Origin of the sequence: Chlorobaculum thiosulfatiphilum (assembly GCF_006265165.1) — a bacterium.
In the GTDB taxonomy this organism is placed as follows: domain Bacteria; phylum Bacteroidota; class Chlorobiia; order Chlorobiales; family Chlorobiaceae; genus Chlorobaculum; species Chlorobaculum thiosulfatiphilum.
On sequence record NZ_VDCH01000019.1, the window covers coordinates 1 to 13363 of the forward strand.

The following is a 13363-nucleotide window of genomic DNA, read 5'->3' on the forward strand; positions in this document are numbered from 1 at the left end:
TGGCAATTCACCACGGCTGATTCACGAATCAAACTCAAACATCTTTATCCGTCAATATAGTAGTGACGTGACACTAGCATAATTCGGATTAGTCTTTTGCATTTCTAATACGTCCGCCTTAAACCTCCTTAAGTAGCAAGCGGGAACCAAATGCTGATCTTTTTTCTCAGGCATAGTCAAAGATACCTTTAGTATATATAATTGATTTTATTGATTCAGCATAAAAGCCCTAACAGTTCTCTTTAACCATTATCCAGATTACTCACGCCGCCACTTCCGGTAGTGGAAGTTGAAAACGTCCGGCGACAATGCCTTCGACGGTCAAATCCTCATTCAGCTCTTCCCAACGCAGTGCAAATCCGTTGACCTCCACCGTTACTTTTTTCAGCTCCTCTTCCGACGTCGCCTTCAGAATCCTGAACTGATCCGCCGGAAAGCCGATAATGCGTCCGTCGGCAAGTTCAATAAAATCATCCGCCCCTCTGCCCAGGCCCGAAGAGCGCATGGCTCGCGTTCAATGAGCGTGGTATTCATAATACGTCTCCAACAGAAATTGTTGACACAATCAACATATCGCTTTCGATAACCATTTCCACATATTCCGAGCAAGGGCAGACACGCAGGTCTGCCCCTACAGTAGTCGGAACTCAATCAATACGCCAACTCCGCGCCGAATTCGGTGATGAGGTAGCGGACGACTTCGTTGCTTTCCGTCAGCTCCTGGAACATCGTGAAGATGCTTTTTTCGCGTGTGCAGGCGTCGCGCTCGGCGTCGTAGCGGACGGCGAGTTTGAGCGGAAGTTTGTAGAAGTCGGACAGCTCGCTTTCGAGCAGGGCGGAGTCGTGCTGAAGCTCTTCGAACGAGAATTTCCGGCAGCAGCCGAGCTGCACGACGCCCGACGGGCTGCACGCCATCAGCTCGCTGGCGTGAAGATGCGACACCATCACCTGCAATCCCTTGGCCGAGAGGTGTTCGAGAAAGCGCCCCCACTCCATGCGCAACTGTTCGAGCACGGCGACCGGAGCGCCGCTGTCGCTATCGGCGCCGCTCTCCTCGACGCGCGATTGTTTTCTTGCCGGAAGATGCTGGTCGGCGTTGCTGCCGAACTTCGAGAAGGCCTGCTTCCACGAGCCGAGATCGATGGCGGGCGTCGATCTGGTTTCCGCGCGGCTGGTCGAGCGGGTCATGGTGGCAGGTGGCGGCGGTTCAGGCACCGGTGGCAATCCGGACGGGGTTGCGCTGGATTCCGGAGCGGGCGCGGGTTTCGAGCGGCGGGCGGCGGGCGAAGGCGGCGCGACGGCAGAGACGGGCGCGGACGGCGGAGCTACAGGCTCAGACTTTTTTTTTTCGTCCGCCGAAGCGGTTGCCATCTGCGAAGTTCCCCGTCCAAGCTCGATCAGCTTGAGCAGCGCCAGCTCGAAGCGGAACTGGTGCTCGGCGTAGAACTTCAGCTCGCGCTGCGTCTGCATGAGGAAGTCGGTCATCGCCATGATTGCCTGCGGAGTCAAGCGCAAGGCGTCGCGCTGGTAGCGCTCCTTGACCGGCTCCGGGCGCTCGATGAGCTTGCTCGAACGCAGGTTGTGGATGATGAGGAAGTTGCGGAAGTGCTCAATCAGCTTTTCGATGAAATCCTGCTCGTCGTAGCCGTTGCGGTTCACCATGCCCGCCAGGTCGAGCATCGCGGCGGCGTCGGCGTTGGCGATGGCCTCCGTCACCATGAAGAAGTGCTCGTCGTCGATGTAGCTCAACAGATCGGAGACCTTTTCGTAGCGGATGACGCGCTCCCCTTCGCTGTCGAGGGCGAAGGCGATCACCTGGTCGAGGATGCTCTGCGCGTCGCGCATCGACCCCTGCGCCTTGCGAGCCACGAGCTGGAGCGCGTCGGCGTCGGCTTGGATGCCCTCGGCGTCGCAGATCTGCTGGAGCTGGCCCTGGATGCGGTCGAGCGGAATGCGTTTGAAGTTGAAGCGCTGGCAGCGCGAGGCGATGGTGGCCGGAATCTTGTGCAGCTCGGTGGTCGCGAAGATGAAGATCGCGTGTGGCGGCGGCTCTTCGAGGGTCTTGAGGAATGCGTTGAAGGCCGCCGTCGTGAGCATGTGCACCTCGTCGATGATATAGACGCGGTAGCGTCCCTTCTGCGGGCCGTAGCGCACGTTGTCGCGCAAGAGGCGGATGTCATCGACACCGTTGTTGGAGGCGGCGTCGAACTCCGAGATGTTCAGGCTCGCCCCAGCGTCGAAGTCGCGGCAGCTCTCGCACTCGCCGCACGGCTCGGTGACCTCCTTGAGGTACTTCGGATCGTCGATCATCCGCTCGCAGTTGACCGCCTTGGCGAAGACGCGCGCCGCCGTGGTTTTGCCCACCCCGCGAAGTCCCGAAAAGATGTAGCCGTGGCCGACCCGCCCCATCCTGAGCGAGTTCTGGATCGTGCCGGTAATGTGCTCCTGCGCGGTGATGTCGGCAAACCGCGCCGGACGGTACTTTCGCGCTATGACCTGATAACTCATGAATCCTTTGCGGTTGAATCGTTCAAGAGCGCAATCAGCGGCGTCTGCATCGCGCCCCTGAGCGCTTCGCGGATTTCGGCTCGGAGCGGCTCGAATTCGCCACTCCCCTGCCCATCATCCATGCACCCCTCTCCGATGAAAAGCTCCCTCGGCAGCTTCGCGTAGAGATCGAACAGCGTCATGGCGTGAATATCCGCGCTGATGGCAAGTCCTCCGTCGGTGGTCTGGTGCAGCATTCCGCTGCGCTTCAGAAATTCGACGACAAGGCCCAATTTACTACGGTCACCACTATTTTCCGACGCAAGAAGTTTTTTACCGGTCACAAAACTGCCCGAAGCCTGCGCAAGCCACACCGAACGCAGGACAGCAACCAACTCCGGCACCCCCTGCAACGGATCGAACTCCCGCTCCTCTTCCTGCTCCTTAGGGTTGAAATAACCAAGTGAAAAGACGAACTCCGCGCCGGTCAGCACCACCACCCATTCGAGGTATATCCAGAAAAAGAGCATCGGCACCACCGAGAGCGCACCGTAAATGTGCTCGAAGGTGGCGAAACTCGAAACGTAAAAGGTGAACCACCGCTTGGCAAGCTCGAAAAGCACGGCGGCAAGTACGCCACCAGCCAGCGCATGGATAAAGCGAACCTTGCGGTTCGGCACCAGCATGTAGAGCAGAAAAAAGGCGATGGCCGAGTTGAAAAAGGGCACGTACAGCAGCAGCCTCATCTTCATTTCGAGCAGCGCCCCTTCGGCGAACACCGAGTACCAGACGTACGAACTGGCCGCGACACTGGTGCCGATGAAGAGCGGGCCGAGCGTCAGCACCGTCCAGTAGAGCGTGAAGCCCTGCAAGCGCCGACGCGGAGTCTGCACCTCCCAGATGTCGTTGAGCGTCTGGTCGATGGTCGAAATCAGGAAGAGCGTGATGACGACGAGAAAAATGCCGCCGACGGTGGAGAGCGAGGAGGTTTTGTCGATGAACTCCCACAGATACCCTTTCAGAATCGAGCCTTGGGCGGGCGCGAAGTTCTGGAACAGAAAATCGCCGATCTGGTGCTTGAGTGAAGCGAAGACCGGAAACACCTTCAGAATCGACAGCATCACCGCCATGAGCGGCACCAGCGAAAGCAGCGTCTGGAAAGCGAGCGAACCGGCGCTCGTGATGACGCGGTCGTGAACGAAGTGCCGCCACATGAACGAAAAAAACGCGGATGCCGAGTGCGCCGCATCGTGCAGCCGCCCGCCCGCATCTCCGCTGCTGTCTTTCGTCCCCGTCATGAAATTCTGTTGCGATTCAAAAGCCTGCGCGAGTCGATGTTCCGGCCATGCCGGTCACCGCAAGTTCAAGGTAGAGAACTTCATCGAGATAAAAAAAGTCGGCAAGTCTGCCGCAAAAGCCGCGAGCGCCAGGTTCGGGTAAACACGCTGCTCCCTTTCCGGCAGGCCGTTTCCGTCCACCAAGTCCACAACGTCCACCATGCGTCATCTGCCGATTCCGAGGCGCAAAATAAAAAAGCCCTCCGATGAAATACCGGAGGGGCTTGCGATACAATCGCTTCTTCGGAGAGGGATCAGGCGATCTGCACGTACACCGAAGCCTTGACGTTGCAGATCGGGCAGTGCTCCGGCGGCGCGCCGAGTTCGATGTGACCGCAGACCGGGCAGAGCCAGATTTCGGTTTCGGTGATGTCGTTGCCAGCCTTGACCGCTTCGAGCGCCCTGCGGTACAGCTCGGCGTGAACCTTTTCGGCCTCGACGGCGTAACCGAACATGCGCTTGGCCTTGTGCCCTTCGGCCACGGCCTGCTCGAACATCGGCGGATACATCTCGTTGTGCTCGTAGGTCTCGCCGCCGATGGCGACTTCGAGGTTCTCGGCGGTCGAACCGATAGCGTCGTCGGCAGCCATGTGGCCCTGCGCGTGGATGCGCTCGGCCTGCGCGGTGGTTCTGAACAGTTTGGCCACGTTCTTGAAGCCCTCTTTCTCGGCTTTCTCGGCGAAGGTGGTGTACTTCATGAAGGCCTGGCTTTCACCAGCAAATGCGTTTTTCAGATTTTCGTGCGTTGTCGGCATAGCGTAAATGATGAATTATGAATGATTAATGATGAGTTAAAAATTACTTGCGGAGGAAGACGCCGAGATCTTCCAGCAGCGCCTGAAGATCTTCTTCGTGGGTCACCTCGTCCTGGAGAATCTGCACGGCGAGGTTGTAGGTGACCGGGTCTTTCATGCCGATCTCCTGAATGATGCTGTTGTAGGTGGTGATAGCGCACTGCTCGCCGGAGATGTTCTGTTCGAGAATCCTTTTGACGAACGGATCGTCCGGAGCGTCATAGCCACAATTGGTCTGTTCGAACCACTGTTTCGGACTGGTCGGCGGCGTTCCGCCAAGCTGGATGATTCTGAGGCTCACCATGTCGGCATGACGCAGTTCGTCGGCAGCATGTTGCATGAGCTCGGCGATAACGGCATCCTTCATCGGCCCCTGAACGACCTTGGCGCCGATCCAGTACTGGTAATAGGCAAGCCACTCGTCGGCAAATGCCTTGGTGAGAAGCTCAAGCACCCGCTCGATATTCTCGCCAACAATTTCACGTCCTCTGGTTCCCATATTCGTGTGATTTTGATTGAAGAAATTACGCTCTTCTTTGGAGAACCCCAAGCATCAAAAGAGCCGGGGTTCTCGTTTTCTTCCTCATAATACTCCTATTTTTTTGAATGAGTTCCAAGCATTTGCCCAGAACGCATAAAAACGTGACAAGGCGCCGGAGCCGTGGAAAAAACTCGCTCGATGCGCAGCCGGGTGAAAAAAAGTGAAGATTGCCTATATTCGGGAGCATTCCGGGGGGAAAGGAAACCGACTGCCTGGAAACCGCTTTTTTTATCCCGTATTCCGGATGGTAGTGCGCCCCGGATACGGTCGAGCCAAATCTTGTAATCATGGAATTCACCCACCTCGACGACAGCGGCATGGTCCGCATGGCGGACGTCTCCGACAAACCGCCGACGCGGCGTGAAGCTCGCGCTTCGGGCTGCGTCGTGATGCAGCCGGAAACCATCGCGCTACTCCGCCAGCGGGAGCTGCCGAAAGGCAACGTGCTGGCGACCGCGAAAATTGCGGGCATCCAGGCCGCCAAGCAAACCTCGGCGCTCATCCCGCTCTGCCACCAGCTCAATCTTTCGTGGATCGACATCGACTTCGAGCTGCGCGACAACGCTATCGGCATTGCGGCAACCGTCGTCACGCGGGAATCGACCGGCGTGGAGATGGAGGCGCTGACCGCCGTGTCGGTGGCGGCGCTCACCATTTACGACATGTGCAAGGCGGTGGACAAAACGATGGAGATTTCCGCCGTCCGGCTCGACCGCAAAACCGGCGGCAAATCGGCGGCGGCGGCGGAGCACCGCCCGCGCACGGCGATTCTCGTCATGTCGGACTCCATCACCGCGGGCACGGCGACCGACCGCTCCGGCGCGATTTTGCGCGAGGGACTCGAAAAAGCGGGATGCGCGGTCGGGGCGCTGACGGTCATTCCGGACGAACCGGAACAGATCGTCGCGACAGTCGAGGCGTGGATCGGCGAGGGGGTCGAGCTGATCGTCACCTCTGGCGGTACGGGACTCGGGCCGCGAGACCTGACCATCGAGGCGCTCGCGCCGAGGTTCACCCGGCGGCTGCCCGGCGTGGAGCAGGAGCTTTTCCGGTGGGGGCAGGGCAAAGTCCGAACCGCGATGCTCTCGCGGCTCGCCGCCGGAGTGATCGGCAGCACGGTGGTCGTCTGCCTGCCCGGCAGCGCGGGCGCGGCCAGGGACGCGCTCGAAGTGCTCGCGCCCGCCATTTTCCACGCATTCCCGATGCTCAAAGGGGAGGGCCACGCATGATTACTGTTCACGAAGCTCACCAGATTATCGCCGCCGCGACACGCCAGAGCGAGGCCACGATCTCCGCGCCGTTGCAGCAACTTCGTGGCCGGGTGCTCGCCGAAGAGGTGTGCGCCGGGTTCGCGATGCCGCGCTTCACCAACGCCGCGATGGACGGCTTTGCCGTTCGATTCGGCGAGATCGCCGGAACATCGGAGGACGCGCCCGTTACGCTGCCGGTCTCGCAGGAGCTGGCCGCCGGAGCACTTTCGACAGAACCGCTCGCGCCGGGAAGCTGCGCCCGAATCATGACCGGCGCTCCCCTGCCGGAGGGGGCCGATACGGTTGTGCCGTTCGAGCAAACCAGCGGCTTCGCGAGCGACGCCGTGGAGTTCTACAAAGCGCCCAAACAGGGCGCGAACATCCGCCACGCTGGCGAGGAGGTCGAGCGAGGCACGGTGCTCGCCGCCGCAGGAACCCGCGTGACGCCTGCCGAAATCGCGGTGCTCGCCACCTTCGGCATCGCCTCGGCGCTCGTGAGGCCGCAGCCGCGAGTATCGATCATCACGGTCGGCGACGAACTGCGCCTGCCCGGCCAGGAGATCGAGCCGCTCGCCATCTACAACAGCAACCTGCCGCTGCTCGCATCGTGCCTCGAAGCCGCCGGAGCGAAGGTCGCGGAGCCTCGCCAGTTGCGGGACGACCGGCAAGCGATTCGCGAGGCGCTGGCATCGGCCATCGCGGAGTCGGACGTTATCGTCACCGCGGGCGGCATCTCGACCGGAGAGTTCGACTTCATGCACGAGGAACTCGAAGCGCTCGGCGTGGAGCAGAAGTTCTGGAAGGTGGCGCAGAAGCCGGGCAAGCCGCTCTACTTCGGCGCGACCGCTTCCGGCAAGCTCATCTTTTCGCTGCCGGGCAACCCCGTCTCGGCGCTGGTCGGCCTCCTCGAATACTGCCTGCCCGCGCTCTCGCGGATGCAGGGCGCTTCGCCCGCCCGGAAATTCACGACGACGCTCGACGAGCCGTTCCCGGCTGATCGCAAGCGCCACCGCTTCCTCTTCGGGCGGCTGCGCGTCGAGGCGGGAGCGCTCCGCTGCCAGCTCTCGCCGCAAACCGAGTCGCACATGCTCACCGCGCTCTCCGGCGCGAACTGCCTGGTCGATGCGCCGCCCTCGCCCGAAGCGCTCCCCGCCGGATCGCCGGTCACGTGCGCCCTGCTGCCGTGGACGAACGATCTCTAAGATGTTCCACCCCTTTGAAATCGCGCTCTGCGGCCTCTCCGGTTCGGGCAAAACCACGCTCATGGAGAAGTTGATCCGCCGCTTCAGCGATGACGGATTCGAGGTCGCGGCGCTCAAGCACGGCTGCCACCGCTTCGAGATCGACCGCGAGGGCAAGGACTCCGGCCGCTTCCGGCAGGCGGGCGCCGCGCCGGTACTGATCGCCGACCGCGAGAAGGAGGCGATCGTCTCCAGCGGCGCGGGACGGATCGACTTCACCGGATCGACGCTTGCCGCCGACCTCTTCTTCATCGAAGGCCTCAAGGAGCTGCCGACACCGAAACTGCTCCTGATCGATGCCCGCCGCGAGATTCTGCCGCCGCTCGAAGCGGGTGCAATCCCGCAGGCGCTCGCGCTCGTGCACGACGGAAACGGCGACGGACTCGAACGCTTCCGACTGCCGCTCTTCCATCGCGACGACCTGCCCGCGATCAGCTCCTTCGTCGCGGAGTTTTTCAGCAAGCAGGCCGCCAGCGTTCCGCTCAACGGCCTCGTGCTCGCGGGCGGACGCAGCTCGCGCATGGGGCGCGACAAGGCCCGGCTCCGCTACCACGACGAGAAGCAGTTGGAACGAACAGCCGCGCTGCTCTCGTCGGTTTGCGATAAAGTTTACATCTCGTGCCGGAGCGATCAGCTCGGCTGCTATTCGGACTCCGGCATTCCGGCAATCGCGGACAGCTACCTCGACCTGGGGCCGCTCGGCGGGCTGCTTTCGGCGCAACGTCACTCGCCCGGCGCGGCGTGGCTCGTGGCGGCCTGCGACCTGCCCTTCATCGACAAACCGGTGATCGCCTCGCTCCGGACGGGACGAAATCCGTACCGCTTCGCCACCGCGTTCGGTGGCGACGAGGGCCGCCCGGAGCCGCTGCTTGCAATCTACGAGCCGAAATCGCGCAGGCGGCTCTTCGAACGCCACGCGGCGGGCAACGACTCGCTCTGCTCGTTCCTCATGGATTCGCGAGTACGGCTGATCGAGCCAGACGAGCCGTCGAAGCTGCGCAACGTGAACGACCCGGCGTCGATGGCTGAAGCGCGACGGGCAATCGGCAAGGGTGAAGGATGAAGCGCGAGCCGGAAGAGAGGCGGCCCGTGCTGACCGACCGGTTCGGGCGCACCATCGACTACGTGCGCATCGCCGTCACCAGCGCCTGCAACCTGCGCTGCACCTACTGCCTGAAGGACAACGCGCCCGCCCAAACGCAGCGGCTCGCCAGCGCTGACGCAGTGCGCCTTATCGCACTCCTTGGCGGGATGGGCGTAAAAAAAATACGATTCACCGGCGGCGAACCGCTGCTTCACCCAAGCATCGCCGAGCTGGTCAGCATCGCCAAAACGACGCCCGGCATCGATGCCGTCAGGATCACCACCAACGGCGTACTGCTCGACCGTCAGCTCGACGCCCTCATTGGGGCCGGGCTGGATGGCGTCAACCTCAGCCTCGACACCCTCGACCGCGACAAGTTCATCTCGATCACGCGGCGCGACCGCTTCGAGCAAGTCCGCAACGCGCTCGACAAGCTGCTCGCCACGCCCGGCCTCACGGTGAAGATCAACACGCTCATGCTGCGAGGCATCAACAGCGACGAAATCCCGGCATTCGTCGAGCTGACGCGCAGCCACGACGTGACCGTGCGCTTTATGGAGCTGCAACCCTTCGACGACAGCCAGATCTGGCGCACCGGCAGGTTCATGGGCGCGGAGATGATCCGCGAGCGGCTCGTCGGCGCATACCCGGAACTCGAAGCCATCACCGGCCACTCGACCGAGCACTACAGCTTCCGCCTGCCCGGCCATCGCGGCTCGATAGCGATCATCCCGGCCTTCTCCCGCAACTTCTGCAGCAGTTGCTCGAAGCTCCGGATCACCGCCGACGCCAAACTGATCGGCTGCCTTTACCACCACGAAAGCATCGACCTCGCACCAGCACTGAACGGTGAAATGAATGAAGAGGAGATCAAAAAGCGGATCATCGAAGCGGTGCAGCAAAAGCCCAAAGACGGCCTGAAAAGCAGCCACGACACCGCCGCATCGAGCATGTCGCGAATTGGAGGATAGAAAACTAACTGTAGGGGCAGGCCTCGCGCCTGCCCTTGTGGGGAATGCTATATAACCACCACCACGCTCCCCGGCGCTACCATGCCCCCCGCCAGCACCCGGCAGAAAATGCCCTCGCGGGGCATGATACAGTCGCCCGTGGCCTGCTGGATGACGCAGCCGCCGTTGTGGCACTCCTTGCCGATCTGCGTGATCTCCAGCAAAACCTGCTCGCCGACCCGCAACCGGTCACCGACGGCAAGCGCGACCAGCTCGATGCCTCGCATCACGAAATTTTCGCCGAACATGCCGTACTCGAGTTCCGGCAGCACTTCGCGCACCAGGTCGATGCTCTCGCCCGCAAGCAGCGAAATCTGCCGGTGCCACTCGCCCGCATGGGCATCGCCCTCGATTCCCCAGCTTTCCCGAAGTTCGGCGGACGGAACCGGCAACTTGACCGTTCCTTTTTCAACGCTGACGCAAACGGCTTCGAGAACTCCCATGTGATGCTTTATTTTTCTGATTGATGGTACGATGTGCAAAAGATACGCATTCAAGCCATGTCACGGAACTGCCATTCCCGGCGAAAAAAACGCGACCATCAGGTCAGAGTCCTCAACGATTCGAGACAAAATCAGGAGATGCGACAAAAAAAGCATCCTCAACGGAGCGAGAATGCTTTTATGATTTTTGCAGACTGGACTTCAGCGAAATCCGGCACTGGCAATAGCGATAGAGCAAAACCGTTACGCCTCCGATCTTGAATCGCTGAATTGCTCCGGCAGCGCGAAACAATACCCGACGCTATTCCACTAACGCCAAGCAATACATCACCACTCTGCCAGGCGGCATCCTCGCCGTGCAGATGCAGGCCTTCTGTGACGTGAAACAAGACGATAGCCAACATCCAATCATCGCCATCATCTTATCATAGCAGTAATGACAGATGAAATCTCCGCGTACGCAGAATCAGTCAAAGCGTAGCGATTCACGAGAATCCGAAGTGCCGCGCCGCTGCGCTCCTCGCAGTTCCAGGCCTCGGCCGGAGCATTTGCCGTTAACGTGATGGCAGACTGGTCGCGCGGTTTTTGGCGTACCGGCTTGTTACGGCAAGCGGAAAATCCGCCTGAGTACATCGCAAAACGTGATGATAGTACATGTTGTGTTGTGTATGTTTAGGATTTCGTGCTTACCTTTGGGGTAAATTCGCCAACCAGCCATTCGAGGACATGCGGGATTCTCAGCAGCATCACTTCTTGCGCAGCTCCAGCGTCCGGCAGTCCGTCTCTCCCTTACCATCATTAACCTCATAGTAAAAGGGGGCTTGCAGTATGTCACCACTTTACAGCGACGTTCACCGTCAGTCGATTGAAAACCCGGAAGAGTTCTGGGGCGCGCTTGCTGAAAATCTCCATTGGTACAAGCCGTGGAACAAGGTGCTCGACGACTCGAATCCGCCGTTCTACCGGTGGTTCGCCGGCGGTGTCACCAACACCTGCTACAACGCGCTCGACCGACACGTCGATGAGGGACGCGGCAACCAGATGGCGGTGATCTACGACAGCCCTGTCACCGGCACCATCGAGAAGTTCACCTTCCGCGAATTCCGTGACAAGGTGGCGCTCTTCGCCGGAGCGCTCCAGGCGCGAGGCGTTCGCAAGGGCGACCGGATCATCATCTACATGCCGATGATCCCCGAAGCGCTCGTGGCGATGCTCGCCTGCGCCCGGCTCGGCGCAATCCATTCGGTGGTCTTCGGCGGCTTCGCCTCGCACGAACTGGCCGTGCGCATCGACGACTGCAAGCCCAAGGTGATCGTTTCGGCCTCCTGCGGCATCGAGCATGGCAAGATCATCGACTACAAGCGGCTGCTCGACTTCGCCATCGAGCTGGCCCACTTCAAGCCCGAAATCTGCATCATCCACCAGCGCGAGCAACTGAAAGCCGAGCTGAACGAGGAGCGCGACCTGACCTGGAAGCAGGCGCTGCTCGGCGTCGCTCCGGCGCAATGCACGCCCGTTGAATCGACCGATCCGCTCTATATTCTTTATACCTCCGGCACCACCGGCCAGCCGAAGGGCATCGTGCGCGACAACGGCGGGCACATGGTGGCGATGAAGTGGACAATGGAGAGCGTCTATAACGTCAAGCCGGGCGAGGTGTTCTGGGCGGCCAGCGACGTCGGCTGGGTGGTGGGCCACTCCTACATCGTCTATGCTCCGCTCTTGCACGGCTGCACGACGATCGTCTTCGAGGGCAAGCCGGTCGGCACCCCCGATCCCGGAACCTTCTGGCGCATCATCAGCGAGCACGACGTTTCGGTGATGTTTACCGCGCCGACCGCATTCCGGGCGATCAAAAAGGAGGATCCCGAGGGCAACTACATCCGCCGCTACAACTTCTCGAAGTTCCGGACGCTCTTCCTGGCGGGCGAGCGGGCCGATCCCGACACGGTGCGCTGGGCCGAAAAGCAGCTCAAGGTTCCGGTGATCGACCACTGGTGGCAAACCGAGACCGGCTGGGCCATCGCGGCCAACTGCCAGGGCATCGAGCCTGGCCCGGTCAAGTACGGCTCGGCGTCGAAAGCGGTGCCAGGCTACGATGTGAAGGTGGTCAACGAGGCGCTCGAAGAGCTTCCGCACGGCACGATGGGCGACATTGTCGTCAAGCTGCCGCTGCCCCCCGGCACCATGACGACGCTCTGGCGGGCCGATATCCGCTTCGTCGAGAGCTACATGAAGAACTTCCCCGGCTACTACCAGACCAGCGACGCCGGCTACATCGACGAGGATGGATATATCTATATCATGTCGCGCACGGACGACATCATCAACGTCGCGGGCCATCGCCTCTCGACCGGAGCCATCGAGGCGGAGCTGTGCGAGCACCCCGACGTGGCCGAAAGCGCGGTGATCGGTGTGCACGACGACCTCAAGGGCGAAGTGCCGCTGGGATTCCTCGTGCTCAAATCGGGCGTCGATACGCCGCCGGAGATGATCGTCAAACACGTCATCGAGTACGTGCGCGAGAACATCGGCCCGGTCGCCTCGTTCAAGCAAGCGATCATCGTCATGCGACTGCCGAAAACCCGTTCGGGCAAAATCCTCCGCGCCACGATGCGCAAGATCGCCAACTCGGAGGCCTACACCATACCGCCGACCATCGACGACCCGGCAATCCTCGACGAAATCAAAGAGGCCCTGCAAACCATTGGCTATGCAAAAACTTCGTAAAACAGAAAAACCGTCACCATGATCGACAGAATCGACCATATCGCCATCGCGGTTGAGCATCTCGACAGCGCCATTGATACCTGGACGAACCTCCTCGGATGCGACCGCTCAGCGGTCACGATCCACGAGGTGCCGTCAGAAAAGGTGCGCGCGGCCTTCATTGCCGTGGGCCAGACAAAAATCGAACTGCTCGAACCGCTTGGCGATGACGGCCCGATTGCTAAATTCCTTTCGAAGAATGGCGAAGGAATGCACCACATCGCGCTCGCGACCGACGACGCGGCGGCGGAGGCCGAACGGGCTGCGGCCCTCGGCATCACGCCTCTTGGCGAGCCTTCGACGGGCGCGGGAGGCAAGAAGATCGTCTTTCTCCATCCCCGCCAGACCAACCGTGTGCTTGTTGAATTCGTTGAACCCAAACCCGATCATTCATTCATCCAGTGACC

Annotated in this window: 13 protein-coding genes and 1 pseudogene; 6 read left to right on the forward strand and 8 right to left on the reverse strand. The window is 60.8% G+C overall.

From position 1 onward, the window contains the following. Positions 1-262: 262 nt before the first annotated feature. The 6 genes and pseudogenes from FGF66_RS08760 to FGF66_RS08780 form a co-directional block, all read right to left on the reverse strand. A pseudogene (locus FGF66_RS08760) lies at positions 263-534 on the reverse strand (DUF2442 domain-containing protein). Between the two features lie 117 nt (positions 535-651). Then, positions 652-2508 (reverse strand): DNA polymerase III subunit gamma/tau, encoded by a 1857-nt coding sequence (gene dnaX / locus FGF66_RS08765; RefSeq protein ID WP_139457273.1) that lies wholly within the window; start codon positions 2506-2508, stop codon positions 652-654. Next, entirely contained in the window at positions 2505-3785 is a 1281-nt protein-coding gene (locus FGF66_RS08770) for a virulence factor BrkB family protein (protein WP_139457274.1), read from the reverse strand. Before FGF66_RS08770 ends, dnaX begins: the two co-directional genes overlap by 4 nt. A gap of 54 nt (positions 3786-3839) precedes the next feature. Beyond that, the gene (locus FGF66_RS12660; protein WP_170181301.1) at positions 3840-3986 is read right to left on the reverse strand and encodes a hypothetical protein; all 147 of its coding nucleotides are present in this window, start codon (positions 3984-3986) and stop codon (positions 3840-3842) included. 92 nt (positions 3987-4078) lie between these two features. Then, complete coding sequence (locus FGF66_RS08775) at positions 4079-4579, reverse strand: rubrerythrin family protein (RefSeq protein WP_139457275.1); 501 nt, start codon at positions 4577-4579, stop codon at positions 4079-4081. Positions 4580-4622: 43 nt separating this feature from the next. Continuing rightward, complete coding sequence (locus FGF66_RS08780; protein ID WP_139457276.1) at positions 4623-5117, reverse strand: ferritin-like domain-containing protein; 495 nt, start codon at positions 5115-5117, stop codon at positions 4623-4625. A 329-nt stretch (positions 5118-5446) separates the two neighbouring features. Between FGF66_RS08780 and moaCB the strand changes: the two genes are divergently transcribed. The 4 genes from moaCB to moaA are packed head-to-tail and all read left to right on the forward strand — an operon-like array spanning position 5447 to position 9705. After that, positions 5447-6388 (forward strand): bifunctional molybdenum cofactor biosynthesis protein MoaC/MoaB, encoded by a 942-nt coding sequence (gene moaCB / locus FGF66_RS08785; RefSeq protein WP_139457277.1) that lies wholly within the window; start codon positions 5447-5449, stop codon positions 6386-6388. After that, a complete protein-coding gene (locus tag FGF66_RS08790; RefSeq protein WP_139457278.1) occupies positions 6385-7611 on the forward strand; it encodes a molybdopterin molybdotransferase MoeA in 1227 nt (408 codons plus the stop codon). Before moaCB ends, FGF66_RS08790 begins: the two co-directional genes overlap by 4 nt. A 1-nt stretch (position 7612) precedes the next feature. Beyond that, entirely contained in the window at positions 7613-8713 is a 1101-nt protein-coding gene (gene mobAB, locus FGF66_RS08795; protein WP_139457279.1) for a bifunctional molybdenum cofactor guanylyltransferase MobA/molybdopterin-guanine dinucleotide biosynthesis adaptor protein MobB, read from the forward strand. After that, positions 8710-9705: a GTP 3',8-cyclase MoaA gene (gene moaA, locus FGF66_RS08800; protein ID WP_139457280.1), complete on the forward strand. Its 996-nt coding sequence runs from the start codon at positions 8710-8712 to the stop codon at positions 9703-9705. The genes mobAB and moaA overlap by 4 nt, the downstream gene beginning before the upstream one ends. 47 nt (positions 9706-9752) lie before the next feature. Here the strand turns inward: moaA and FGF66_RS08805 are convergent, their stop codons facing one another. After that, on the reverse strand, positions 9753-10187 hold the full coding sequence (locus FGF66_RS08805; RefSeq protein ID WP_139457281.1) for an MOSC domain-containing protein: 435 nt from the start codon (positions 10185-10187) through the stop codon (positions 9753-9755). A 158-nt stretch (positions 10188-10345) separates the two neighbouring features. Beyond that, positions 10346-10591 (reverse strand): hypothetical protein, encoded by a 246-nt coding sequence (locus tag FGF66_RS08810; protein WP_139457282.1) that lies wholly within the window; start codon positions 10589-10591, stop codon positions 10346-10348. Positions 10592-11015: 424 nt separating this feature from the next. Here FGF66_RS08810 and FGF66_RS08815 point away from each other — a divergent pair, with 424 nt between their 5' ends. Together FGF66_RS08815 and mce are read left to right on the forward strand one after the other, a co-directional pair. Beyond that, a complete protein-coding gene (locus FGF66_RS08815) occupies positions 11016-12917 on the forward strand; it encodes a propionyl-CoA synthetase (RefSeq protein WP_139457283.1) in 1902 nt (633 codons plus the stop codon). 18 nt (positions 12918-12935) lie between these two features. Beyond that, the gene (gene mce / locus FGF66_RS08820) at positions 12936-13361 is read left to right on the forward strand and encodes a methylmalonyl-CoA epimerase (protein WP_139457284.1); all 426 of its coding nucleotides are present in this window, start codon (positions 12936-12938) and stop codon (positions 13359-13361) included. The last annotated feature ends 2 nt before the right edge of the window (positions 13362-13363 follow it).